The 23,035-nt window shown below is 43.1% G+C and carries 20 protein-coding genes; 7 read left to right on the forward strand and 13 right to left on the reverse strand.

The genetic code is table 11. The features are described from left to right. Positions 1-52 precede the first annotated feature (52 nt). The 9 genes from Bovatus_RS09480 to Bovatus_RS09525 form a co-directional block, all read right to left on the reverse strand. Complete coding sequence (locus Bovatus_RS09480; RefSeq protein WP_004296824.1) at positions 53-973, reverse strand: hypothetical protein; 921 nt, start codon at positions 971-973, stop codon at positions 53-55. A 340-nt stretch (positions 974-1,313) separates the two neighbouring features. Further along, a complete protein-coding gene (locus tag Bovatus_RS09485; protein WP_004296822.1) occupies positions 1,314-1,856 on the reverse strand; it encodes a DUF4369 domain-containing protein in 543 nt (180 codons plus the stop codon). Positions 1,857-1,940: 84 nt separating this feature from the next. After that, positions 1,941-2,807, reverse strand: a complete 867-nt coding sequence (locus Bovatus_RS09490; RefSeq protein WP_004321670.1) for a BT1926 family outer membrane beta-barrel protein — start codon at positions 2,805-2,807, stop codon at positions 1,941-1,943. A 26-nt stretch (positions 2,808-2,833) separates the two neighbouring features. Next, on the reverse strand, positions 2,834-5,407 hold the full coding sequence (locus Bovatus_RS09495) for a coiled-coil domain-containing protein (protein WP_004296818.1): 2,574 nt from the start codon (positions 5,405-5,407) through the stop codon (positions 2,834-2,836). Positions 5,408-5,810: 403 nt separating this feature from the next. Continuing rightward, positions 5,811-6,749 carry a tyrosine-type recombinase/integrase gene (locus Bovatus_RS09500; protein WP_004296815.1) on the reverse strand — a complete coding sequence of 313 codons (939 nt, stop codon included), beginning with the start codon at positions 6,747-6,749 and terminating at the stop codon, positions 5,811-5,813. A gap of 116 nt (positions 6,750-6,865) precedes the next feature. After that, positions 6,866-7,492, reverse strand: coding sequence for an HU family DNA-binding protein (locus Bovatus_RS09505; protein WP_004296814.1), 627 nt, complete (start codon positions 7,490-7,492; stop codon positions 6,866-6,868). A gap of 284 nt (positions 7,493-7,776) precedes the next feature. Next, complete coding sequence (gene imm9 / locus Bovatus_RS09510; protein ID WP_004296812.1) at positions 7,777-8,283, reverse strand: Imm9 family immunity protein; 507 nt, start codon at positions 8,281-8,283, stop codon at positions 7,777-7,779. 233 nt (positions 8,284-8,516) lie between these two features. Continuing rightward, positions 8,517-10,766: an inorganic phosphate transporter gene (locus Bovatus_RS09515; RefSeq protein ID WP_004296811.1), complete on the reverse strand. Its 2,250-nt coding sequence runs from the start codon at positions 10,764-10,766 to the stop codon at positions 8,517-8,519. 459 nt (positions 10,767-11,225) lie between these two features. Then, a complete protein-coding gene (locus Bovatus_RS09525; RefSeq protein ID WP_004296808.1) occupies positions 11,226-13,313 on the reverse strand; it encodes an RNA degradosome polyphosphate kinase in 2,088 nt (695 codons plus the stop codon). A gap of 55 nt (positions 13,314-13,368) precedes the next feature. On the opposite strand from Bovatus_RS09525, the gene Bovatus_RS09530 reads away from it, so the two are divergent. From Bovatus_RS09530 to rfbB, 3 genes are all read left to right on the forward strand, one after another. Next, positions 13,369-13,863 (forward strand): metallophosphoesterase family protein, encoded by a 495-nt coding sequence (locus Bovatus_RS09530; RefSeq protein ID WP_004296807.1) that lies wholly within the window; start codon positions 13,369-13,371, stop codon positions 13,861-13,863. A gap of 99 nt (positions 13,864-13,962) precedes the next feature. Continuing rightward, positions 13,963-14,832, forward strand: coding sequence for a glucose-1-phosphate thymidylyltransferase RfbA (gene rfbA / locus Bovatus_RS09535; RefSeq protein WP_004296806.1), 870 nt, complete (start codon positions 13,963-13,965; stop codon positions 14,830-14,832). 21 nt (positions 14,833-14,853) lie between these two features. After that, entirely contained in the window at positions 14,854-15,990 is a 1,137-nt protein-coding gene (rfbB, locus tag Bovatus_RS09540) for a dTDP-glucose 4,6-dehydratase (RefSeq protein WP_004296805.1), read from the forward strand. Between the two features lie 3 nt (positions 15,991-15,993). On the opposite strand, the gene Bovatus_RS09545 is transcribed toward rfbB, so the two are convergent. Further along, positions 15,994-16,887, reverse strand: a complete 894-nt coding sequence (locus Bovatus_RS09545; protein ID WP_004296804.1) for a 1,4-dihydroxy-2-naphthoate polyprenyltransferase — start codon at positions 16,885-16,887, stop codon at positions 15,994-15,996. An 88-nt stretch (positions 16,888-16,975) separates the two neighbouring features. Between Bovatus_RS09545 and Bovatus_RS09550 the strand changes: the two genes are divergently transcribed. Together Bovatus_RS09550 and Bovatus_RS09555 are read left to right on the forward strand one after the other, a co-directional pair. Next, positions 16,976-18,037, forward strand: a complete 1,062-nt coding sequence (locus Bovatus_RS09550; protein WP_004296803.1) for a metallophosphoesterase — start codon at positions 16,976-16,978, stop codon at positions 18,035-18,037. Between the two features lie 199 nt (positions 18,038-18,236). Beyond that, a complete protein-coding gene (locus tag Bovatus_RS09555; protein WP_004296802.1) occupies positions 18,237-19,526 on the forward strand; it encodes an ATP-binding protein in 1,290 nt (429 codons plus the stop codon). Between the two features lie 18 nt (positions 19,527-19,544). Here the strand turns inward: Bovatus_RS09555 and nadD are convergent, their stop codons facing one another. From nadD to Bovatus_RS09570, 3 genes are read right to left on the reverse strand one after another with little or no spacing between them, the layout of a single operon-like run. Beyond that, entirely contained in the window at positions 19,545-20,114 is a 570-nt protein-coding gene (nadD, locus tag Bovatus_RS09560) for a nicotinate (nicotinamide) nucleotide adenylyltransferase (protein WP_004296801.1), read from the reverse strand. Then, a complete protein-coding gene (gene gmk, locus Bovatus_RS09565) occupies positions 20,111-20,677 on the reverse strand; it encodes a guanylate kinase (RefSeq protein ID WP_004296800.1) in 567 nt (188 codons plus the stop codon). The genes nadD and gmk overlap by 4 nt, the downstream gene beginning before the upstream one ends. A 43-nt stretch (positions 20,678-20,720) precedes the next feature. Continuing rightward, positions 20,721-21,602: a YicC/YloC family endoribonuclease gene (locus Bovatus_RS09570; protein WP_004296799.1), complete on the reverse strand. Its 882-nt coding sequence runs from the start codon at positions 21,600-21,602 to the stop codon at positions 20,721-20,723. Positions 21,603-21,691: 89 nt separating this feature from the next. Between Bovatus_RS09570 and tsaB the strand changes: the two genes are divergently transcribed. After that, the gene (gene tsaB / locus Bovatus_RS09575; protein ID WP_004321687.1) at positions 21,692-22,381 is read left to right on the forward strand and encodes a tRNA (adenosine(37)-N6)-threonylcarbamoyltransferase complex dimerization subunit type 1 TsaB; all 690 of its coding nucleotides are present in this window, start codon (positions 21,692-21,694) and stop codon (positions 22,379-22,381) included. Between the two features lie 36 nt (positions 22,382-22,417). After that, complete coding sequence (locus Bovatus_RS09580; RefSeq protein WP_004296797.1) at positions 22,418-23,029, forward strand: DUF4290 domain-containing protein; 612 nt, start codon at positions 22,418-22,420, stop codon at positions 23,027-23,029. Positions 23,030-23,035: the final 6 nt, after the last annotated feature.

A 23,035-nucleotide genomic window follows, 5' to 3' on the forward strand; every position in this document is an offset into this window, starting at 1 on the left:
AACATTCAGTCCCTTATAAAGAGCTTTTCCTTTTTTAATCAGTTACTTCCAATCACACAGCCTCGGCAGACAAACTGGAAATCACTGTATCCACCCAATATACAACTGTTCTATCCGCCGGCAAAACTCCTTCCAGATAAGGTGAATCGGATACCTCCTCCAACCATGCCGTAGTAATCGGTCCTCTTTCTCTTGTAGAACTTTGAGTTCCTAAATACGGACTAAAATTAAAAAACGTGTGTTGTTGCTCTACATTATTTTTATCTATATATGTAAAAACAAAAGCCTTTTTCTGTTTTCCACCCAATGAAGCCCACTCTATCTGGTATGTTCCTTCAACAAGAATTTGCTCATCCTCTGTCTTATAAATGAATTTCCCTCCTGTTCCTTCTTCAGATAAATGATATACATCATCCGGCCGCAAAATGCAGATATCTCCTTTATTTATAAAAGAATAAGGAGCCATTGCCACATTTACTTTTTCCTGCAACTCGCTTTCCGAATCCAATGACAACATATCTTCACTGGGTCTGGAAACCTGAAATTCAGGTTGGTCGACGCACATAAATGTCAATACGCCATAAGAAACAGTCACAGGCAGGGTGACATAATTACCATCCTTATCAGTAACGGTAACCGTTACTTTCCCTTTTTTACCATGCGAACTAAGCCATAATCGGTTGTCGATGACTGTTGCTGTCACAATTGTTTCATCGGAGCTTTGTGCAGAGTAGCCACCTTTTCCATTGGCTATCCCGATATTCTCCGCTTCCCATCCGTTAAGATACAAGACTGTAGAAGAAACTGTGTTTGTACAAGTTCCTGTTTCGTCAACCAGTTCGGAACCACTAAATAAGATAATCTCTGCATCATCTTGACAGGCTGATACACAAAAAGCCATAACAGAAAGAAGAAAGAAGCCTAATAAAGTTTTTGTTTTCATATTTTCAGTGGTATGGTTAAATCCCGGCATATGCCATTGTTTTGCAAAGATATAAAGTATTTGTAAAAAACACTATCTTTGTATGAAAAGTTACCAATAGTACAGATCCACTAGATTCTTCCATACAGCGTAAGTTATATGAGATATACAACAGAAGGTCGTTGAAAAGGACGTTCCCGGGGGAAAAAGGGAATGGGAAATACGGGAACGTCCTCAAAACATAACAATACAGAAATATGGACTTTCACAAGGGCGCATTTCTGTCTCTCTTATGCAACATTCCCTTCTATAAAAATATGGAGGAAATATCTGGAGAGGATATTATTATGTGGGAAATTTAGTTTATAGTCTTAAAAGCAATCTGATTGCATCAAAGTGATGAACGATAGGCAGTCCGAATATATTCTCCTACTGCATTGTCATCATTGATTTCTATGTATTTTTTCAATAAATCCGCAAATCCGGATTTTATCTGTTCCGTTTGCTTGTTCTCGCAGGCTGTAGAATATTCATCAACAGCCATGAGAAAATCCTGCATTCGTTCATTCAGCATTGTTCCTCCTGTGCAAACCACATCGGAAATATAGGCTTGGATACTACCATTTTCTATGACAACAGGGAGGCGGTATTCCAGTCCCGATTTGCCGGCACGAATAGAAAGCACTTTTACTACGGGCGACACAATAGTCACCGTATCGGAAAAATCAAACTTTCCGTGGACTATTTCTGCACTATCTACCAGCTGCCCGCTCGAAAAATCTTTCATATAAACCATTTTTCCTTCGAATTCGGGCAAAGGTGTACTACCGTTAATCTCGTAACCTTTTATCTGATGCCCGGTGCAAGCCACTATCAGACATATTCCCGGAAGAAAAGATAAAAGTTTCACATATCTGTTCATTAAGCTCTTCATTCTTCTTTAAAAAAGAAAAGCCGTCCGCACTATCAGCTGAACGGCTTTCTCTTTTCATTCATACATTTGTATAATCATTCATCCTTAGAATCTGAATCCCAGTTTCACTACAGGCATTTCAAATATTTTGATATTGTGGTGACTGGCGTTATATTTATCAAATCCTTTCGGGCAAATCTGTATCAAGTCATAGCGGTAAGCCAGAGGGTGCATTTCGAAACCGAAAACAAAACCTTTGGCAATGCTATACTCAATACCTGCTACGGCAGCTACTTTGAAACCGTACATCTGACCGGCTTTACTTCCGGAAACATAGACCTGTGACGGAAGTTCTTCCGAGTCGTCACTATCCTTATAGGTGTCTCCGGTGTATGGTTCGGTTGTTTCAATGCGTGCCATCTGGAAGCCGAGTGCGCCTCCAAGATACGGATGAATACGTTCGTTGCGAGTCTTGAAATAGTAGTTGGAACCGACAGATACATACCAGTTGTTAGTCATCTGTGCATTGATATAACTTTGCGCAGGGATAATCATGTCGGGTACACTGTTGTCTCCTTCTACATAGTCTTTCTTAGGAGTGAGGCTGACGTTCATGCTGAACTGGAAATTTACATCCCAATTGTCAGACACAAAATACTTACCTTCAATTCCGGCTATATTGACCAGACTATTATTATTCAGACTCCCGATGTTCAGATAGCGGTTCAGATCGCCGGAGTTATCCGTCCCTCCATTTGGAAGTCCGACTACTCCTCCATCATTGGAGAACTTGGGAAGCAGATAAGAAGTGTTTTCATTAAAAAACTTTCCGCTACCAAGCAGGACTGAAACCTGCCACTGTCCTTTCTTCGGGACAAACGACGCATCATCACTGCTGCTGTAACGCTGCGCCATTGAAGGCGCAGCTGTCATACAGGTCAGCAAAAGTAATGTGCATAGTTTTTTTATCATCTTGTTACTTTTACGTAGTTAGGGAATTATTTCAAGAAGATAGCAAGAAGTGCTTTCAATTGAGCGCTTGCAGCATCATAGTCTGCCTTGGCAGCATCATATTCAGCCTGTTTTACTTTGATATTTTCCTGAATACTTGCCAATGATTCAGTAATATAATCTGTATCAGTATAAGTACCTGCCGCTAATTTCTCTATATTTCTCTTAGCTTTAGCAACATCGGCCTTAGCGGCAGTGACATTTGCCAGAGCAATCATGTATTCTTCCTTAACCAAGTTTTTGATAGCTTCCAAGGAACCTAAATCACCATTAGTAAAGTTATTATTCAAATAAACAGTGATTTCCGTTTCAATCTTACCTTTGATAATTTCATTATTGCCGTATTCTTTTTGTACTGTTTCAATATTATCATTTACTTCTTTAAAGACTTTATCATAAGCAGCCTGGGCTTCGTCGTTAGCTTTCTTAGCTTTATCTACAGCATCCGCCAAAGCAGCATTTGCTTTATCTTGAGCAGCCTGCTCTACAGCTTTTTGAGCAGTAAATGCTTCTTTCAAAGCTTTGTAAGTTTCTACCTGATCAATTATAGCCTGTAGACTAGCCGTTTCTGCTGTTGCCCAAATCATCTTACCAAGAGAACCATAATTACCATTCTTCAAAGCGTCTACATGGTTACCACCAGCCGCAGCTATTACTTCGTCCTTAGATACTGGCAATCTTCTTGGATTATTACCTGAATTGAAATTATCGCTAAATACAGCAGAAGAAGCAGATTTCCACTTTTCCAATGGAGTCTTTACACTGGAATCTTGCTCTACATCTATTAATTTTCCAATATTTTCTTTACTAATTTCATTTGCAGTAGCAATGTCACCAGCATCCCAAATGATAAAGCCTAAATCTACTCCAACAACTTTTTTAAAGTTATCAGCGTCTGCTATCAACCAAGCAGAGATTTTTTTCGTATCACTTCCTTTTGTTGCAGTTGCCTTAGTAACTTGTGCTTCTTTAGCCAATGCATCCTTATAGTATGCAACTAAAGCCGTAGCTACAGCATCAATATTAGCTTCTTTTTTTCTATCTTCTGGTTTAAGTCCATTATATTTCTTTATTGCAGCATTAGCGGCTGCCTCTGATTTCTCCAAATCTATTTTCAGACTTTCATCATAAGCTGCCATTGCATCTTCCCATGCTTTATAATCTTTAGCATAGTTCTCTTCTGCTTCTTTTTGTGCTGCAAGAGCTGTAGCCAATTGTGGTTTGGCCCATTCTATATTTTCCAAATCAACACCTTTAGTAGCCTTATCAATCAGCTTAACCCAACCATCAATCTGACTTTGTGCTTCAGTAATTTGTATACCTTTAGCATAGGCAAAAGTACCAGTATTAGAATTATAACCAGCAACAGTTGTTCCACCAGATATTGCATCATTTAATCCTTTCTTTACACTTTCAGCCTCCACTTTCTTAGAATAAGCTGCAGCTGTTTTAGCTTTGTTCTTGTTAGAGTTCTGGTTATTTTTAGCAGTCTCCAACTTATTGCTAGTAGCTTCCAAGTCAGATATCAGTTTAGGATTAGCAACTTCCAGCTTACCTTTTTCAATATTATATTGTTGTTCCTTGACTTTTGCAGCAGCAATCTCTTCTTCCAGCTTCTTGACTTCTGCTTCCCAATCTGCAACAGTAGTATACTCATTATCCAAGATAGCTTTCAAGTTATCAGCATACTTCTGCGTCATTTCTAAAGCAAATTCTGCATTTTTCAATGCATTATCCAAAACCGCTTCTAAATTATTATCAGCTACTATATCAGAATAGTTAGCTAATTGCTCCTGAAGTTTTTTTAAGCTACCGGCTTTATAGCCATCCACAGACTGGGTAGGATCTTCAGTAATAAGATAAACATAATACTTAGTCGTAGAAGAATTAGTCTCCGTGCTTTCATCCGGATTTGTAGTAGTAGTGGAATTTGCAACTTCCGATGACAGAATTCTTTTGATAACAGTTGTTGAATATCCATACATTGCCTTGTCCATTGCTTGTTTTGCATAGGCGACTTGCGCTTGTACACCATTCAAACGAGCTTGTTCTTCATCTGTCAGCAATAACTTGGAAGCTTCAATCTGTTCCATAGCTTGCTTGTAAGCTTCCTGTGCTTTAGCAGTGACAGTTTCGGCAAGAAGCATTTTTTCCTTATACTGCTCAACAATCAATGCCTTTTCATTTTCCCACTTAGTTTTGTCAGCTTCCGCTTTTGCAATGGCAGCTTCCGCTTCCGCTTTAGCTTGTGCAGTAGCAGCTTCTTCCTTTTCAATCAGGAGTTGCTTCAACTGAATATTCAGTTCATGCAACTGCAAATCAATTTCTGCAGATTTATTCTGAAGTGCCAAACCTGCATTAACTAACTCTTGCTCTGCAACCTGTGCTTTTCTCAATTCAGCCTCTACAAGCTCAACTGCAGCTTGAGCTTTGATAAAATCAGACTTTGCTCCCCTAAGTTCTGCAATGCCTTCCGGTTCATCGGTATCAATACATCCCGTGAATGTCGCCGTCGTACCTGCCATGAGCAAGGTTGCGACTAAATACGTCCATTTTCTCATAAAAGTAAATTAAATGTTATACAATTAATAAATAAAAAATTTGTTTGTACTAATTCATGATTTATTTCGCTTCACTCCCCCTCTTCCCGTTACTTTGTAGGTAACGGGAAAACCCTTGTGCCTGCTCTTTTGGAGTAGTCTATACTAGAAAATAATACGATATATGACGAATCTTCTTACCCCTGCTTATGAGAAAAAGTAGAGGGGCGGGAAATCTATTGCAAAATTTAGACGTTAACAAAGCTCTAAGACAAAGAATCCACGTGTTCTTCTGTGTTTATTCCTATTTTGAGTAGTTTATTAGAAAAAATGTACGATTTTGTTTGGATGTTTTAAGAAATATGCTCATATTTGCAGCGTCTTTTCTCCCCGTTACCTACAAAGTAACAGCACTATTAATCAGTTACTTGCCACAAATATAGTTCCTCTTCAGCGAAGATAGAATCGTCACATTCGCTTCATCTATTTTCTTATTCTTAAAAGGTTTTAGATAAGTCTCTGTGACGATAATAGATGAATGTCCCATCGCCTCTGAAATAATGCCTGGATGTATCTCGCAATAATATGCCATTGTAGCCCAAGTATGCCGAGCCGTATATGAGCTTAAATCAGAAGTCAATGCAAGTACTTGTTTCAGCAACAGAAGCTGATAGTTAAAATTACGCAAAGCTATCTGATATTCCCTGTAGGTAGCTTCGGTACTTTCTCCGCCAGTCAGTATGGGAAAAAGATAAGGAGAAGCAGAATCGGTGTTCATATACTTTTTTATTAGTTTCATAGTTTCCGGCAGAAGCGTCACAGTTAGAAGCCGCCCGGTTTTTCTACGACGATAAGTAAGCACATTCCCCACCATATCCTGCTTTTTAAGATAGGCAAGATCTACAAACGGCATACCACGAAGCATGAACATTAAGAAAAAGTACGCGCGCGTACGTTGTAATTCTTCCCTTCCCTGATGAATTTGTTTGGGAAGCTCTTTCATCAATCGTTCCATATCCTCCTTTTCCAGTGCACGCTTTCTGTCAGCACGCGTTCCTGTATAAACATACCGGAAATGATGCGGTATATAAGATGCCATACGACGGTCAACCGCGCGGTTGTACACCGCCCTCAATGTACGCATATAGGTTGAAACCGTGTTCCAACTACAATCCTTTTCCCGCAAATACGTTTCAAAACTTTTAAGAAACTCCTGATTCACTTTCTTGAATGACAGATTCCTGCTCCCATTAAATGCAATGATAGCATTCATGCTACTCCTGTAAACATGAGCAGTTCCATAATTCCCACTTTTTCGAAGCCCTTCAGCTACTTCCTTCATAAATGAAATCAAATTCCCCATTTTTATTAATTTTAGTTATCACTCAAGCACATCCCTGAAGAAAAGCGCCCTCACCGCAATTCCCCCCAATGCTCTTAATTCAAAATCTCAAAGTATCATCATACAAATATGATGAATTATGTTTTCTTTATATACACCCGATGTGTTCCTCTGCCATCAATCCCGATACCGGAACCGGGCGTATACGCCCATTGGCGCAATTCATTGGTAGCCGCCGTGCGCAGCAGACCTGTCAGTTTCCGGTATTCGTAGACCGTCAGAAAAGGATGTTCCTCCAGATATCTAACAGCCAATGCTAGTCGTTGCTCCGGTGTATACTTCTGTGAAGAGCGTTGCGACTTCCACGGAGCTCTTTCCAGCAGACATCTTCCGTTGATACGCCTCACCATCTTCCTGTCTACACGAAAGTTCACGCTCCCCACCACAATGCTTCGTGCGTTACGATGGGTTTCACCCTCTCCGGTCTTTTCGCGTTCTTTATCTTTGCATAACGCCAACGAAGGAGAGAATGTTCCGATACCATCCAGCTTCACAGACTTGCCTTCTGCCATCTGATGTGCCATTTCAATACCGATCTGTGTAATTACGCCTTCCACATCTCCGACATTAAAGCCACTGCTGGATGCTATCTGACGTATTAAATCCTCGGTAGATACCTGATCTATCATTGCAAACCGAGGATAAAGTACCTGTTCGCCCGTTCCATGAATATCGGGCATTTCTTCCATTACGTACATTGCCATAATACTAAAGTTTATTTGAAATATTGATTATTAATAGAAAACTTACTCGCTATAGGTAGAAAACTTGTTCTCCCCTACAGGAAAAGTTGTTTTTCCTATAGGACAAACTAAAACCGCAAGTTCTGGTTTTATAACTGAAACTTCTGATTACATAATCAAAAGTTCCGGTTTTATAATCAGAACTTGCGGTTATAGTTTTCTTACCAACAAAGATACGTTTTCCTGCCGGGATAAGCAAGTTTAATCCCTATGAAAAAGAAGTTTGATTACAATTCAGTTACTTATCACCGTTTCTTTACTTTATATCCTTTCAGGGTAAAACCAACTTCAAACAGGTTCAAAAGGGCTATCCGGATGTTATCTTCTATATAGGTCTCCATATTATCATATTTTGCAAAGTTGACGGGAAGGAGTCTGTTATTCCTCCTAAAGCTTTCATCCGGTATTTTACCGGTAAAACGTCCTTTCTTCTTCACTCCCCAACGAATGGTTTTACTACAAGGAAGAGGTATACCTATCGTCAGCACTTTTTCTTTAGTTACCGTATCGGTGATTCCATGTTTCCAGATACTGATATGGTTGGCTCCCAAATAAGTGCCGATATAAAGGACAACGGTCAGCGTCCAATCGTCCAAAGCCTCATCGGTTTGAATACCATTCACCAAATCAGAGAAATAGCCTTCAACCATTTCTCTGTCAAAACAGTTTAGTTCAGGCCATTCACATTTCTCAAACAGTTGATGCACATTGACAGGAACCAGTAAGGTGGTTATTTCTAACTGATATTTCATTCATTTCGTTTTTATATCATTGCATCTAAAATCGTCTCAAGTATCTTATCGACTATAAATATACAATTTTACCAGATCAAATGCTAAAGAGTAGAACTTTTTTTAAACCTATTTCTGAAAAAGAAAGGACTGTTTGATACACCCCTCCTATATAAACAGGGTTTATCAGACAGTCCTTTCCGTGCGGAGTATGATTCGTCCGTTATTCAGTGGACGATCCTTGCTTTTCGTCCTTACGGCATTTCAGTTTCCATCTGGAACTTACGGCTTACTTTCATCAAATTGATAGTGTAAGTGACTACGTTCTGTGCTTCCTGAACCATCGTGAGATACACCATGCTTACCCGGATGCTTCCTGATTGGCTTTGGATGCGTTGCAGTTCCTTACGTTTCAATAGTGAAAGCTGTCCGTTGAGGTCGTTGGCACGACGGATTTCTTCTTCGAAGTCGTTGTACTCGTTGTTTTCCATTTTCTTACGACACTGCTGAATCAGATAGGTGATATCTTCGGAAACATCGCTGAATTCACCTTTCTGGATGGCGTCCAATGGGTTGAAGTTGTTGTCGATATGTTCGAGGCAAGGTTCGCAGAGGCGGGAAATACTGTAGACCAATTCGCTGGCGAAGTCGTTGCCTTGATAGTAATAAAGTCCTTTTTCGAGTACGGTGTTATTGTCGAGACGACACATGGCGACGGTGCCCGAACGTTTCATCTGTTTGATGAGCTGTTTCTCAAATTTAGTGGACCCCATGGCACGACGCAATCCTCGCAGATTTTCATGAAGGAATGAAGTGACAGTCAGTTCGAAATTTGTTTCTGCATATTCCAATACTTTGGAAAGTTCTTCGCGGGTGTGCTTACGCATCAGTTGCAGGGCTTCTGTGCTGTCTGTGGTTTGCATCAGTTGCTTCAGCGTTTCGTTACCTTGTTCTTTCGCTTTGCGTTTCTTGTACATCACCTGGCTACGGATCAAGATGAATACAGCTATACCGATGAGGGCGATGATAGAGATGTTACCTCCATAATGGAGTACGAGAGCTACGAAGAAACAGATGGTGAAGGCGGCTCCGGCGGTGATGAACCAGCCTCCGATGACGCTTAATACGCCGGTGATACGGTAAACGGCTGAATCACGTCCCCAGGCGCGGTCGGCCAAAGAAGTACCCATAGCTACCATGAAGGTTACGTAGGTGGTGGAAAGGGGAAGTTTCAGGGAGGTTCCCAAGGCGATGAGCAGACCGGCCAATACCAGGTTGACAGAAGCGCGGACAAGGTCGAAAGCAGCTCCGTCGGCAATGATTGCTTCGTCTTTGCGGAAGCGGGAGTCAAGCCATTTTTTGCTGCCGTCCGGCATTATTCGGGAGATTCCATTGGCAAGTGTCATGCTGATGCGGACTACTGTGCGGGCGATCGGAGTACTTCCGAATGCTTCTTCTCCTTCATCTTGGCGGGAAAGGTCGACAGATGTTTTAATTACAGCATGTGCTTTTTTAGAGGTGCAGAGGGCGTAGACCATGACGGCTCCGGCTCCGATAAGAAAATACCACGGTGTTTTAGCAGGTCCCAGCAAGGAGGTCATCAGGAAGCCGTTCGGATTTCCTTCTCCGTTGGCGGTGTAATCTAAAAAAGAGGAGAAACCTGCGAGGGGAACGCCAATAAAGTTGACAAGGTCGTTACCGGCAAAAGCGAGAGCCAGAGCGAAGGTTCCCATCAGTACGACGACTTTGAAAACATTGATTTTCATCCAGTGAAGGATTTGCATCAGTACGGTGAAGAATACAAAGAAAACGGTGATTAGCATCAGTGTGTTGTCTTGTATCCAGTGTTTGTTTTCAGAGGTCATGAAGGAACTGTCTTTCAGTCCTTTGATAAGCATGAAATAGATGATAGCGGTAGCGGCTACACCTCCGAAGAGGGCAATGCTGTATTTCATCTTTTTCGTATAGTTGAAAGTGAATATCACACGGGCAAGCCATTGTACAAGCATTCCGAAGAAGAAGGCGATAGCGACGGAGACGAAGATCGCCATGATGACGGAGAGGGCTTTGTCGGTGTTTATGAGGTCGCCCAGACCGAGGGTATCGCTATTATGTACTTTGATAAGTGAGAGGGCAAAGGTACCTCCGAGTAGTTCAAAGACTAGTGAAACGGTGGTAGAGGTAGGCATCCCCATGGAGTTGAATACGTCCAGCAGTACTACGTCGGTCAACATGACGGCCAGCAGAATGCACATGATTTCGGCAAAGTAGAAGTGCTCGGGCTGGTAGATGCCGTGCCGGGCAATGTCCATCATACCGTTGGACAGGGAAGCGCCAATGAATATACCAATACCGGCTATGAAAAGAATGGTTTTAAACGAAGCGGCCTTGGCGCCTACCGCAGAGTTCAAAAAGTTAACTGCATCATTACTGACTCCGACTATCAGATCGAAAACAGCTAGTACAAAGAGGAAGATGATAATGCATAAATAAATAGTCTCCATAATAAATATATGTGTATGTTGTTTCCGGCTGCAAAGGACGGGATTTGACGTTGCAGGGAGGTGTCATACATGTTACATTTATGTTACAATCGTCTTTCTTTTGTCTTGAAACAAAAGAAAGAAGCAAAGAAAAATTCAAGGCTGACTTTTTTCTCCTACTCGCTCCCTGCACTGCGCTAAAGGGCAGAAACTCGCTACGCTCAAACAGTCTGCCCTTTTTGACGCTCCGTTACGGGGGCTCGCTTGACGGAGAAAAAAGTAGGCCGGAGGGGCGTGCGGGGTGGGCGTTGTGGGGGAGGTTGCATGAGATGTCGGTGTGGTTGTTGCGAGGGAAGCCATATAGTAAGGGCGTATAACGGGGATGTGCAGCGGGAACGTTGCGGGAAGGCCGTGTGGGGCGTTGTAAGTTGCAGGACACGGGTATGGGATTCTTATGTTAGTTAATTAGTTGGTTGTTTTTTAGTTATTTGTTTTGTTTAACCAGTCATAGAAGGTGTATTGGGCTCGTACAGCGGGGGTGCCGGGCGCTCTTTTTTTGAATATATTTCGCAGGTTGTCGTCTACCCAGCAGGCTTTTTGGTTGTCGGCGAGCTGGATATTAAGCATTTCGATGAGGCTGTCACGCAGGTCGGGGGCGAGAATGGGGGTGATGGCTTCGATGCGGCGGTAGAGGTTACGACGCATCCAGTCGGGGGAGCCCATGAAGACTTTGGGTTTGCCGTCGTTGCCGAAGTACCAGATACGGGCGTGTTCGAGGAAACTGTCTACAATACGGGTGACACGAATGTTACGACTGTATGACTGTCCGGGGATAAGACAACAGATTCCACGGACGATGAGGTCTATTTGTACGCCGTGTTCGGAGGCTTCGTAGAGACGGTCGATCATGGCGGGGTCTTGAAGGGCGTTCATTTTTAAGATGATACGGCCTTGTTTGCCTTCGTCGGCGAGGGCGATTTCCCGATCAATCAGGCGGTTCAATTCGGGGATGAGGTTGAAACGGGCGACAAGAAGGGTGGTGAACTTCGGGTCTTCTTTGCCTTGCAGGGTGCGGAAGAGGTTATAGAGGTCGGCCACTATCTTCGGACGGCAGGTGAAAAGGCCACAGTCGGCGTAGAGGGTGGCGGTCTTTTCATTAAAGTTACCGGTGCTGATATAGGCGTAGCTGGGTATTTTTTCACCGTTCAGTCCGCGGCGGCGGATAAGGGCTACTTTGGCGTGTACTTTCAGACCGGGTATGCTGTATATTATTTTAATGCCGGCGGCTTGCATCATTTCGGCCGTGGCAAGGTTGTTTTCTTCGTCGAAACGGGCTTTCAGTTCCACGAATACGGTGACTTTCTTGCCGTTTTGGGCGGCGGCTATCAGGGTGTTGATGACGGCGGAGTTTTCAGCTACGCGGTATTGGGTTACCATGATTTCACGGGTTTCCGGGTTGTGCACGGCTTCATACAGGAAGTGGATGAAGTGCTCGAAAGAGTGATAAGGGTAATATAATAACAGGTCCTTCTTGGCAACGTAGTTGAAGATAGATTCTTTTTCGTCGAGGATGGTCAGCTTCATTGGCTTCGGCTTTTCGAGGCTGTGAAGAGATTTGTTCGGGTTGGGAAGATGACGCAGGTCTTCAAGATTCAGGTGCTTGTCGCCGGGGACAAGTTCATCACGCTGAATATGGAAGGCGTCTACCAGAAAGTCCAGAAAGTCATGAGGCATACCACGGTCGTAGACGAAACGGCAGACGTCACCGATCTTACGTTTCTTCACTTTCTTCTTGAGTTGAGCGACAAGGTCGGCACTGCTGGCGGTGTCGTCAATTAATATGTCAGCGTCACGGGAGATTTTGATGCAGTAGCTGGAATCAACATCGTAGCCGGGGAAAATAAGGTTGAGGTTTGCCTTGATTATATCTTCGGTAAACATCAGGTAATGGTTTTTCTCGCGGGATGGAAGTTCGATGAAGCGGGGCACTTTGGCGTAGGGTTGCTTCATCACGAAGTAAAGAGGTTGCCGGGATTCTGTTAGACTGGTAGTTCCTTCATTTCCTTCTTTCTTCGGATAGACTCGTATGGCCAGGTAAAGGCGGTTATCCCGCAGGAAGGAGACTATTTTATCTTTGGATACAGGCACAGGCTGCAGGTAGGGAAAAATTTCTTCCCGGAAAAAGTCTTTAATAAACTGCTGGTGGAACGGTTCTACATGTCTGTCCTGATAAAAGATGATGTGATTCTTGCGCAGGGCAGGTAGTAGTTTCTCTTCATAAATGCGTACACGGTCATCCAGCTGGCGGGTGACTTCTTTATTTATTTCTTCTACCAGTTCGCGGGCGGATTGTACGGTTTCTTCATCACTTTCCGTAGCGCCGGAGGCAACAGCTTTATGGTCGGCTACACGGATTTTGTAAAACTCTTCGAGGTTGGAAGAGTAGATAGAGATGAAGTTGATACGTTCGTAGAGCGGTAGACGCTCGTCCAGAGCCTCCAACAATACGCGGTAATTGAATGAGAGCCAACTAATATCTCGCTTGAAATAATTATATTTGCTTTCCATGTGCTTTAAGATTTTTCCAAATATAGTATCTTTGTGGGATTAAACAAAGAAATTTATGACAAGAATTGGATTATTATCTGATACTCACGCTTACTGGGACGAGAAATATCTGGAATATTTTGAACCGTGTGACGAAATCTGGCATGCCGGAGACATCGGTTCGCTGGAAGTAGCGGAAAAGTTAGCCGCCTTCCGTCCATTCCGGGCGGTATATGGAAATATTGACGGACAGGAAATCAGAAAGCTGTATCCGCAAATAAACCGTTTCACGGTGGATGGTGCAGAAGTGCTGATTAAACATATCGGCGGTTATCCGGGGAAATACGATCCTTCCATCATCGGCAGTCTGATGGCACGTCCGCCCAAACTTTTTATCAGCGGACATTCTCATATATTAAAGGTGAAATATGATAAAACACTGGATATGTTGCATATTAATCCGGGAGCTGCCGGCATGTCCGGTTTCCACAAGGTACGGACTTTGGTACGTTTTGTTATCAACCAGGGGGCCTTTCAGGACTTGGAAGTCATCGAATTGGCGGACAAATAAAATAAATGTTCCTGCCAGATTGAAAAATTATTTTAAAATTTTGCCACGTCGGAATTCTTTCCGACCTTTGCACGCAGTTAATGAATAACTCAGACGAACATGAAAGGAATTATTCTAGCCGGTGGTAGTGCCACCCGACTTTATCCGCTCTCTAAAGCGATTTCCAAACAAATCATGCCTGTGTATGACAAGCCGATGATTTATTATCCGTTGTCAACACTTATGTTGGCAGGAATACGCGAAGTGTTGATTATTTCGACTCCACGCGACTTGCCGATGTTCCGCGACTTGTTGGGAACGGGTGAGGAACTGGGTATGTCTTTCTCCTATAAAATTCAGGAACAACCTAACGGACTGGCACAAGCTTTCGTATTGGGAGCCGATTTCCTGAACGGCGAACCGGGCTGTCTGATTCTTGGGGATAATATGTTTTACGGACAGGGCTTCTCCGCCATGCTCCGCCGGGCTGCCAATATAGAAAAGGGCGCCTGCATCTTCGGTTACTACGTGAAAGACCCGCGCGCTTATGGTGTAGTGGAATTTGACGAACAGGGAAAAGTGATTTCACTGGAAGAAAAGCCGGAAGTGCCGAAAAGTAATTATGCCGTTCCGGGACTTTATTTCTACGATGCCAGTGTGACGGAAAAAGCAGCGGCTCTTCGTCCTTCAGCACGTGGAGAGTATGAGATAACAGACTTGAACCGTCTGTATCTGGAAGAAGGTACATTGAAAGTGGAACTCTTCGGACGCGGATTTGCATGGCTCGATACGGGTAACTGCGACAGTCTGCTGGAAGCTTCCAACTTCGTGGCCACTATTCAGAACCGCCAAGGTTTTTACGTCAGCTGTATTGAAGAAATCGCCTGGCGTCAGGGATGGATTCCGACGGAGCAGTTGCTTCTACTGGGTCAACAGCTCGAAAAAACCGAGTATGGAAAGTACCTTATCGAATTGGCTAAACAATCCTAAAATCAACATAAAGAATAAAATATGAAAACTTATCTAGTGACCGGTGCCGCAGGATTTATCGGGGCAAATTACATCAAGTACATCTTAGCCAAACATAACGACATCAAAGTCGTGATATTGGACGCTTTGACGTATGCAGGTAACTTAGGAACGATTGCCAAAGACATCGACAACGAACGCTGTGTCTTTATCAAAGGAGACATTTGTAGCCGCGATGTGGTAGACGGTCTTTTTGCTGAGTATCGTTTTGACTATGTGGTGAATTTCGCTGCCGAGAGCCATGTGGACCGCAGCATTGAAAATCCGCAACTGTTTCTGATTACCAACATTCTCGGAACACAGAACTTACTGGATTGTGCACGCCGTGCATGGGTAATGGGGAAAGACGAACAAGGATATCCGACCTGGAGAAAAGGTGTACGCTATCATCAGGTATCTACCGATGAGGTGTATGGTTCATTGGGAGCCGAAGGGTATTTCACTGAAGCAACTCCGCTTTGTCCTCACAGCCCATACAGTGCTTCTAAGACAAGTGCAGACATGGTGGTAATGGCTTACCACGACACTTATAAAATGCCGGTAACGATTACCCGTTGCTCCAACAACTACGGTCCGTACCACTTCCCGGAAAAATTGATTCCGTTGATTATCAAGAATATCCTCGAAGGAAAGCATCTCCCCGTCTACGGTGACGGTAGCAATGTGCGCGACTGGCTTTATGTGGAAGACCACTGCAAAGCAATCGACCTCGTTGTGCGTGAAGGTCAAGACGGAGAAGTGTACAACGTTGGTGGACACAACGAGAAAACAAACCTCGAAATCGTGAAACTGACAATTTCGACTATCCACCGTCTGATGGCAGAAAATCCCGAATATCGTCAGGTTCTCAAAAAGAAAGTGAAAGACGAAAACGGAGATATTTCGATCGAATGGATCAACGAAGATCTGATTACTTTCGTTAAGGACCGTCTGGGACACGACCAACGTTATGCTATCGACCCCACCAAGATAACAAATGCCTTAGGATGGTATCCCGAAACTAAATTCGAGGTAGGTATCGTAAAGACAATCGAATGGTATTTAGCCAACCAAGCTTGGGTGGAAGAAGTTACCAGCGGAGATTATCAGGGTTACTACGAAAAGATGTACGGGAAATGATTCTCAATTTATCAACATTCCTATTGCAATAAGAATACCCATAAGCAGCATATTACGCGAAGTCTCGCCTAATATGCTGTTTAATTTTTTACCGCTGTATATTTTCACCATCCGTTTCCAGGTAAGGAAATGAGGGATCAGATAAAGTTGCGGAAGAAAAGCGGCGTAGAAATGACCTTCACGAAGGAAACACAAGCAGAGAAGAGAAGCGGTAATCCCCAGCATCAAATAAAAATAGCGACCGAATTTCTCGCCAAAACGAACGATCACTGTCCTTTTTCCACTGCGTGCATCCGCTTCGCGGTCACGATAATTATTGACTACCAACAATGTATCGATAAGCAGTCCGCAGATTAAAGAGGCGATAGTGACATCCGGTGTCCAAGTTAGCGCCTGTACGTAATATGTTCCGCCTACGGGTACAAAACCGAAAAAGACAATCACCAATACATCGCCCCAACCGTTGTAAGAAAGAGGATAAGGACCGGTGGTATAAAGAAAGGCAAATAACACACAAAGCACTCCTACGATAATCAATTCCCACCCGGCAAAGAAGAGCAACGTACAGCCGATAAGGCAGGCAAGAGCAACCGTAATAATAATCCCGGTTTTCATCGCTTGCGGAGAAATCCATCCTTGCGCACAAGCACGTTCGGGGCCTAACCGGTCTTCCCGGTCTGTCCCTTTGAGGAAGTCGAAAAGGTCATTGATGAAATTAGCGGCAATTTGCATCAGACTTGCAAACAGACAGCAGATCAGTGCAGGCAACCAGTGAAAACGTCCGTCCATTGCAGCAAGAGCAGTACCTATCATAACCGGAGTTATGGCCCCTGTCAGCGTTTTGGGACGTGCAGCTAATATCCATGCTTGTAGCGAGTTACGCTTTACTTCTTCCATACTTTAATATATTATAAATAGTTTTGACGGACAAAGATACATGATTTTTCGTATCTTTGCACCCCGAAAAACTTCAAACTAAGAGAAGATGAAGAAAATAAAAACAATCTACCCTGTTATCCTGTTGACATTGCTTTTGCTGGCTTCCTGTAAGTCGAAAAAGAATATGGTGGCTACCTTGCCACGCCCTGTTTTAAATTCAGATTCTATTTATCCGGATACGGCTAATGCTATAGCCGGGTTATTCTCCCCCGACCACTCGCAACTCAAAGAGCTGAATGTTTCCAAAAACAAAAAGCAGAATACAAAGAAAAAGACTTCTACCGATACACACGAATCGTCGGATCTGGTACTGCGGGGAACAAAAATCACTTCTTCCAGCGTAGATGTATCTTCTGTCTATACCGGAGTGGACCGCGTAGTAAAATATGACTTTACCCACCGCGATGTTCCCGAAGCCTTTGAAGGTTTCCGTATCGCTTTCATTTCCGACTTACACTACAAAAGTCTGCTGAAAGAAAAAGGCCTGAACGACCTTGTCCGCCTACTGATTGCTCAAAAGGCTGATGTGCTTCTAATGGGTGGTGACTATCAGGAAGGTTGTGAATATGTGGAACCTTTGTTTTCCGCACTGGCACGCGTAAAAACACCGATGGGCACTTATGGGGTAATGGGCAATAACGACTACGAACGTTGCCACGACGATATTGTGAATACAATGAAACATTACGGCATGCGTCCGTTAGAACATGAAGTAGATACGCTTCGTAAAGACGGGCAGCAGATCATTATCGCTGGAGTGCGCAATCCTTTTGATCTGGGGCGCAACGGAGTATCGCCTACTCTGGCACTCTCTCCCAAAGATTTTGTCATCTTACTGGTTCACACCCCGGATTACATCGAAGATGTTTCAGTAGCTAACACCGACCTTGCCCTGGCAGGACACACCCACGGCGGACAAGTCCGTGTATTCGGAGTTGCCCCGGCACTTAACTCACACTATGGCAATCGTTTCATCACCGGACTGGCATATAATTCTGCAAAAATACCTTTGATTATAACAAACGGAATAGGAACCTCCAAATTACCAATCCGTGTTGGCGCTCCGGCGGAAATCATCGTTATTACTCTTCATCGATTAACGGAGTAAAGTATCGTAGCTTGGTATGAAAAAACAACCCGAATAGTAGCATCCTACATTTTAAGGTACGACTTTCTGTGATATACCACACTTTTAGGATACGACTTTTTGTTAAAGATCACATTTTTAAGGTACGACTTTTTTTGTTAATATCCCTTTTAATGCTTACATTTGCATCTATAAGTAGCTGATAATAAAAGAAAGAAGTATGAGAAGAGATGCAATGCAAGAATTGTATGACTGGAAAGAAAAGTCTACACGAAAGCCTTTGATTATTCGCGGAGCCCGTCAGGTAGGAAAGACATGGCTCATGAAAGAGTTTGCGGCTACTGCTTACAAACAGTTTGCTTACATCAACTTCGAAGACAATGAAGTGATGAAGGAGATTTTCCAAAAAGATTTTGATATCGAACGTATTTTAATGGCTATCCAATTAGTTACCGGAAAAGTAGTAAATACGGATACTTTAATTCTTTTTGACGAGCTTCAGGAAGCTCCACGCGGTTTGACAGCTATGAAGTATTTCCAAGAGAAAGCACCACAGTATCATGTCATTGCAGCTGGTTCTTTATTGGGGATCGCGATGCATCAAAATGATTCTTTCCCAGTAGGAAAAGTCGATTTTATAGACTTATATCCACTTTCTTTTTCCGAGTTTTTAGAAGCTATCGGACAAGAACCTTTTGCCAGCTTGCTCGCTAAACAAGATTGGAACCTGATTTCTACCTTCCGCTCTAAACTCACCGACTTCCTTAAACAGTATTATTTCGTAGGAGGAATGCCTGAAGTAGTCAATGCCTTTATTGAACACAAAGACTATACCGAAGTCCGCCAGTTACAACAAAATATACTGGATTCTTATGATCGTGATTTCTCCAAACATGCTCCTATTGCCGAAGTACCCAGAATTCGTATGGTATGGCGTTCGATTCCGGCACAGTTGGCAAAAGAAAATCGCAAATTCATTTATGGAGTTATAAAAGAAGGAGCAAGAGCCAAAGATTTTGAACTGGCTATGGAATGGTTGATAGATGCCGGCCTTATTTATAAAGTAAACCGGGTAAAGAAAGGTGGAATACCTTTATCGGCATACGAAGATTTTTCTGCATTCAAGCTATTTATGCTGGATACCGGATTAATGGGAGCAATGAGCGGACTCCCCCCACAGGCATTATTGGAAGGAAATATTTTATTTACCGATTATAAAGGAGCAATTACCGAACAATATGTGTTACAACAACTGAAATCGGTGAAAGGCTTGAATATTTATTACTGGTCTTCAGATACTTCCAAAGGAGAGTTGGATTTTCTATTGCAAAAAGAAATCTATATTATTCCGGTTGAAGTGAAAGCAGAAGAAAACTTACAGTCGAAAAGTCTGCGTTCTTTTGTTGAAAAAAATCCAGGACTACATGGCATTCGTTTTTCCATGTCAGATTACCGGCAACAGGAGTGGCTGACAAATTATCCGTTATATTCTGTCGGATATATATTTTAATATATTCAAAGACGTATATTATCTTTCTTTTATAGTCTCCCAGACCTTTGGATGCACAAAGTATCGAACATCTTTCCCTGCATCCAATGCTTCTCGAATAAAAGTAGAACTGATTTCAAATACAGGAGAATGAACAAGACGCACCGTTTCCGGCAATTCCTCCTCTTTGACGGGAAAGCCGGGACGGGGGTAAATAAGAATCTGATTCTCTTTAATGATACGTTCGGACTGATACCAATATCCAAAACGTTCCCAATTATCGGAACCGATAATGAAATAAAACTCGCGATCGGGAAATGCCTCACGCAGTTTCTCCAACGTATATACGCTATATGAGGGGCGAGGCAAATGAAACTCAAAATCTGAAGCCTGAAAACGAGGATAGTCACTGATGCTCAACTTTACCAGTTCGAGACGTAATTCATCATTCCATAACTTCTCCTGTGCTTTCAAAGGATTCTGCGGACTCACCATAAACCAGATTTCATCCAATCCTTCATACTCACAAAGGTAGTTGGCTAGAGCAAGATGTCCGATGTGAATCGGATTGAATGATCCGCTGAAGATTCCGGTTTTCTGCTTATTCATTGTTCCAAAAACTCTTTGATAACTTTCAAAGCTTCCGCTTTAGCAGTTTCCAAATTATCATTGACAATCACACAATCGAATTGCGAAGCAAAACTCAATTCATATTCCGCCTTAGCGATGCGACTTTCAATCACTTCCGGCGCATCCGTTCCACGTCCTTCCAACCGGCAGCGTAATTCTTCCACCGAAGGCGGCTGGATAAACACCGACAACGCACGATCGCCATAAAACTTCTTGATATTGCATCCGCCAACCACATCTACGTCAAACACCACATTCTGACCCGCTTCCAATTGCTTTTCTACCTGCGCTTTCAGCGTTCCGTAATAACGGTCCTTATACACCTCCTCATACTCCAGAAATTCGTTGTTCTCAATGCGTTGGCGAAATTCTTCCGGCGTAAGGAAGAAATATTCAACCCCATGCTGCTCCGTTCCACGCGGAGGACGGCTGGTAGCAGAAATAGAAAACGCTAAATTCAAGTTCTGCGTCAGCAGATAATTGATTATAGTAGATTTGCCCGAACCCGACGGAGCAGAGAAAATAATTAGCTTACCGGTCATAAGTTTAATGAAGAATTAAGAATTAAAAATGATAGATACTGTTTTACATCACGTTCAGCACCTGTTCCTTAATCTGTTCCAGTTCATCCTTCATCTGAACTACGATCTTCTGCATTTCAGCATGATTGGACTTGCTGCCTAACGTATTGATCTCCCGACCCATTTCCTGGGCGATAAAACCAAGCTTCTTACCCTGTCCGCTACCACTTTCCATCGTGCTGATGAAATATTTCAGATGGTTGCTAAGACGTTGTTTTTCCTCGTTGACATCCAGTTTTTCGATGTAGTAAATCAGTTCCTGTTCCAGACGATTCTTGTCGTAGTCTACGCTTAACGTCTTTTCGAGAGCATCAGTGATGCGTTCCTTCACTTTCTCTACACGTTCTTTCTCGTAAGGAGTAATCTGTTCGAGCAAACTGTTGATGTTGGCAATCTTCTCACGGAATTTCTTTTCCAATGCAGCCCCCTCCTGTTTGCGGAAATCGACCAAATGACTGATGGCTTCAAGTATGGTAGCATGCACCATGCTCCATTCCTCTTCCGTCAGTTCCTGAATTTCCGTTTTCGTCATCACGTCCGGCATGCGGAGTAATAGTTGGAGCCAGTCTTCCGGTGCGGGACAAGGAATCCCCAGTTCGCGGCTTATCGAATCCAACTGGCTATAATAACTTTTCAGTACATCCTTATTGATGGGAGCAGCATCCGCACCCTCCTTCTTCTCTATCCACAGGCTGAAGTCAGCTTTTCCACGTTCCAGAACTTTAGAAATCTCATTACGGATTTCAATCTCTTTTTCACGATACGCCGGAGCGATGCGAGTGGACAAATCCATTGCCTTGCTGTTGAGCGACTTGATTTCTACATTTATTTTTTTATCAGGAAGTTCGGCCGTAGCTTTACCGTATCCTGTCATAGACTGTATCATAACCTTAAAGTTTTGTGCAAAAGTACACGAATATTTTAAGAATTGGAAATAATCATGTAAATTTGCGACAATTTAATAAGCTGATTTTTATGTCGTGTATACTGAATATTGAAACCTCTACCTCTGTTTGCTCGGTAGCGGCCAGTCAAGACGGACAGACGATTTTTGTGAAAGAAGACTTGAAAGGCCCTTCACACGCCGTGTCTTTAGGAGTTTTTGTAGATGAAGCATTGTCGTTCATAGACAGTCATGCCATCCCTTTGGATGCCGTTGCAGTGAGTTGCGGACCGGGTTCGTACACCGGACTCCGAATCGGGGTTTCTATGGCGAAAGGAATTTGTTACGGGCGCAATATCCCCTTGATCGGTATCCCGACGCTGGAAGTATTGAGTGTTCCGGTGCTGTTGTATCACGACTTGCCCGAAAACGCTTTGCTTTGTCCGATGATCGACGCCCGCCGCATGGAAGTATATGCAGCCGTCTATGACCGTCGTCTACAAGTGAAACGTACAGTTGCCGCCGACATCGTAGATGAGAACTCTTACCTGGAGTTCCTGAACGAACAACCGGTTTATTTCTTTGGAAACGGAGCCGACAAATGCCGCGAACAGATCACGCATCCGAACGCACATTTTATCGACAATATCCATCCGTTGGCTAAAATGATGTTCCCACTGGCAGAAAAAGTAGTGGCCGATGAAGACTATAAAGACGTGGCTTACTTCGAACCTTTCTACCTGAAAGAATTCGTTGCCTCCATGCCGAAAAAGCTTCTTTAATTTTTTAATTTTTAATTCTCAATTTTAATTTAACAAATGCAATACAATACTCAACAGAAAAGAATGCCGCTTCCCGAATACGGACGTAGCATCCAGAACATGGTAGATTATGCGTTGACCATTCAGGATCGTGCAGAACGTCAGCGTTGTGCCAACACCATCATCAACATTATGGGAAATATGTTCCCCCATTTGCGTGATGTACCCGATTTCAAGCACAAGCTTTGGGACCACCTGGCTATCATGTCCGGTTTTGAGCTGGATATTGACTATCCGTATGAAATCATCCGCAAGGACAATCTGGTGACCCGCCCGGACCATATCCCCTACTCCACTGCCCGTATGCGTTACCGTCACTACGGACATACGCTGGAAGTACTGATAAAAAAAGCGATCGAATTCCCTGAAGGAAACGAAAAGAGAAACCTGATTGCCCTTATCTGCAACCACATGAAAAAGGATTACCTGGCATGGAACAAAGATACAGTGGACGACAAAAAGATTGCCGAAGACCTGTACGAACTGTCTAACGGGGAACTCCAAATGACCGACGATATCGTCCGGCTGATGGCAGAACGCCTGAATCAGAACTACCGTCCGAAGACGAACTATACCAACAATCGTCAAAACAATAAAAGAAGATACTAAACACTT

Source organism: Bacteroides ovatus (assembly GCF_001314995.1).
In the GTDB taxonomy this organism is placed as follows: Bacteria; Bacteroidota; Bacteroidia; order Bacteroidales; family Bacteroidaceae; genus Bacteroides; species Bacteroides ovatus.

Coding starts and splice junctions, on each gene's coding strand:
- Bovatus_RS09480 (WP_004296824.1), bottom strand. CDS start 973: ATGCCGGGATTTAACCATACCACTGAAAATATGAAAACAAAAACTTTA.
- Bovatus_RS09485 (WP_004296822.1), bottom strand. CDS start 1,856: ATGAAGAGCTTAATGAACAGATATGTGAAACTTTTATCTTTTCTTCCG.
- Bovatus_RS09490 (WP_004321670.1), bottom strand. CDS start 2,807: ATGATAAAAAAACTATGCACATTACTTTTGCTGACCTGTATGACAGCT.
- Bovatus_RS09495 (WP_004296818.1), bottom strand. CDS start 5,407: ATGAGAAAATGGACGTATTTAGTCGCAACCTTGCTCATGGCAGGTACG.
- Bovatus_RS09500 (WP_004296815.1), bottom strand. CDS start 6,749: ATGGGGAATTTGATTTCATTTATGAAGGAAGTAGCTGAAGGGCTTCGA.
- Bovatus_RS09505 (WP_004296814.1), bottom strand. CDS start 7,492: ATGGCAATGTACGTAATGGAAGAAATGCCCGATATTCATGGAACGGGC.
- imm9 (WP_004296812.1), bottom strand. CDS start 8,283: ATGAAATATCAGTTAGAAATAACCACCTTACTGGTTCCTGTCAATGTG.
- Bovatus_RS09515 (WP_004296811.1), bottom strand. CDS start 10,766: ATGGAGACTATTTATTTATGCATTATCATCTTCCTCTTTGTACTAGCT.
- Bovatus_RS09525 (WP_004296808.1), bottom strand. CDS start 13,313: ATGGAAAGCAAATATAATTATTTCAAGCGAGATATTAGTTGGCTCTCA.
- Bovatus_RS09530 (WP_004296807.1), top strand. CDS start 13,369: ATGACAAGAATTGGATTATTATCTGATACTCACGCTTACTGGGACGAG.
- rfbA (WP_004296806.1), top strand. CDS start 13,963: ATGAAAGGAATTATTCTAGCCGGTGGTAGTGCCACCCGACTTTATCCG.
- rfbB (WP_004296805.1), top strand. CDS start 14,854: ATGAAAACTTATCTAGTGACCGGTGCCGCAGGATTTATCGGGGCAAAT.
- Bovatus_RS09545 (WP_004296804.1), bottom strand. CDS start 16,887: ATGGAAGAAGTAAAGCGTAACTCGCTACAAGCATGGATATTAGCTGCA.
- Bovatus_RS09550 (WP_004296803.1), top strand. CDS start 16,976: ATGAAGAAAATAAAAACAATCTACCCTGTTATCCTGTTGACATTGCTT.
- Bovatus_RS09555 (WP_004296802.1), top strand. CDS start 18,237: ATGAGAAGAGATGCAATGCAAGAATTGTATGACTGGAAAGAAAAGTCT.
- nadD (WP_004296801.1), bottom strand. CDS start 20,114: ATGAATAAGCAGAAAACCGGAATCTTCAGCGGATCATTCAATCCGATT.
- gmk (WP_004296800.1), bottom strand. CDS start 20,677: ATGACCGGTAAGCTAATTATTTTCTCTGCTCCGTCGGGTTCGGGCAAA.
- Bovatus_RS09570 (WP_004296799.1), bottom strand. CDS start 21,602: ATGATACAGTCTATGACAGGATACGGTAAAGCTACGGCCGAACTTCCT.
- tsaB (WP_004321687.1), top strand. CDS start 21,692: ATGTCGTGTATACTGAATATTGAAACCTCTACCTCTGTTTGCTCGGTA.
- Bovatus_RS09580 (WP_004296797.1), top strand. CDS start 22,418: ATGCAATACAATACTCAACAGAAAAGAATGCCGCTTCCCGAATACGGA.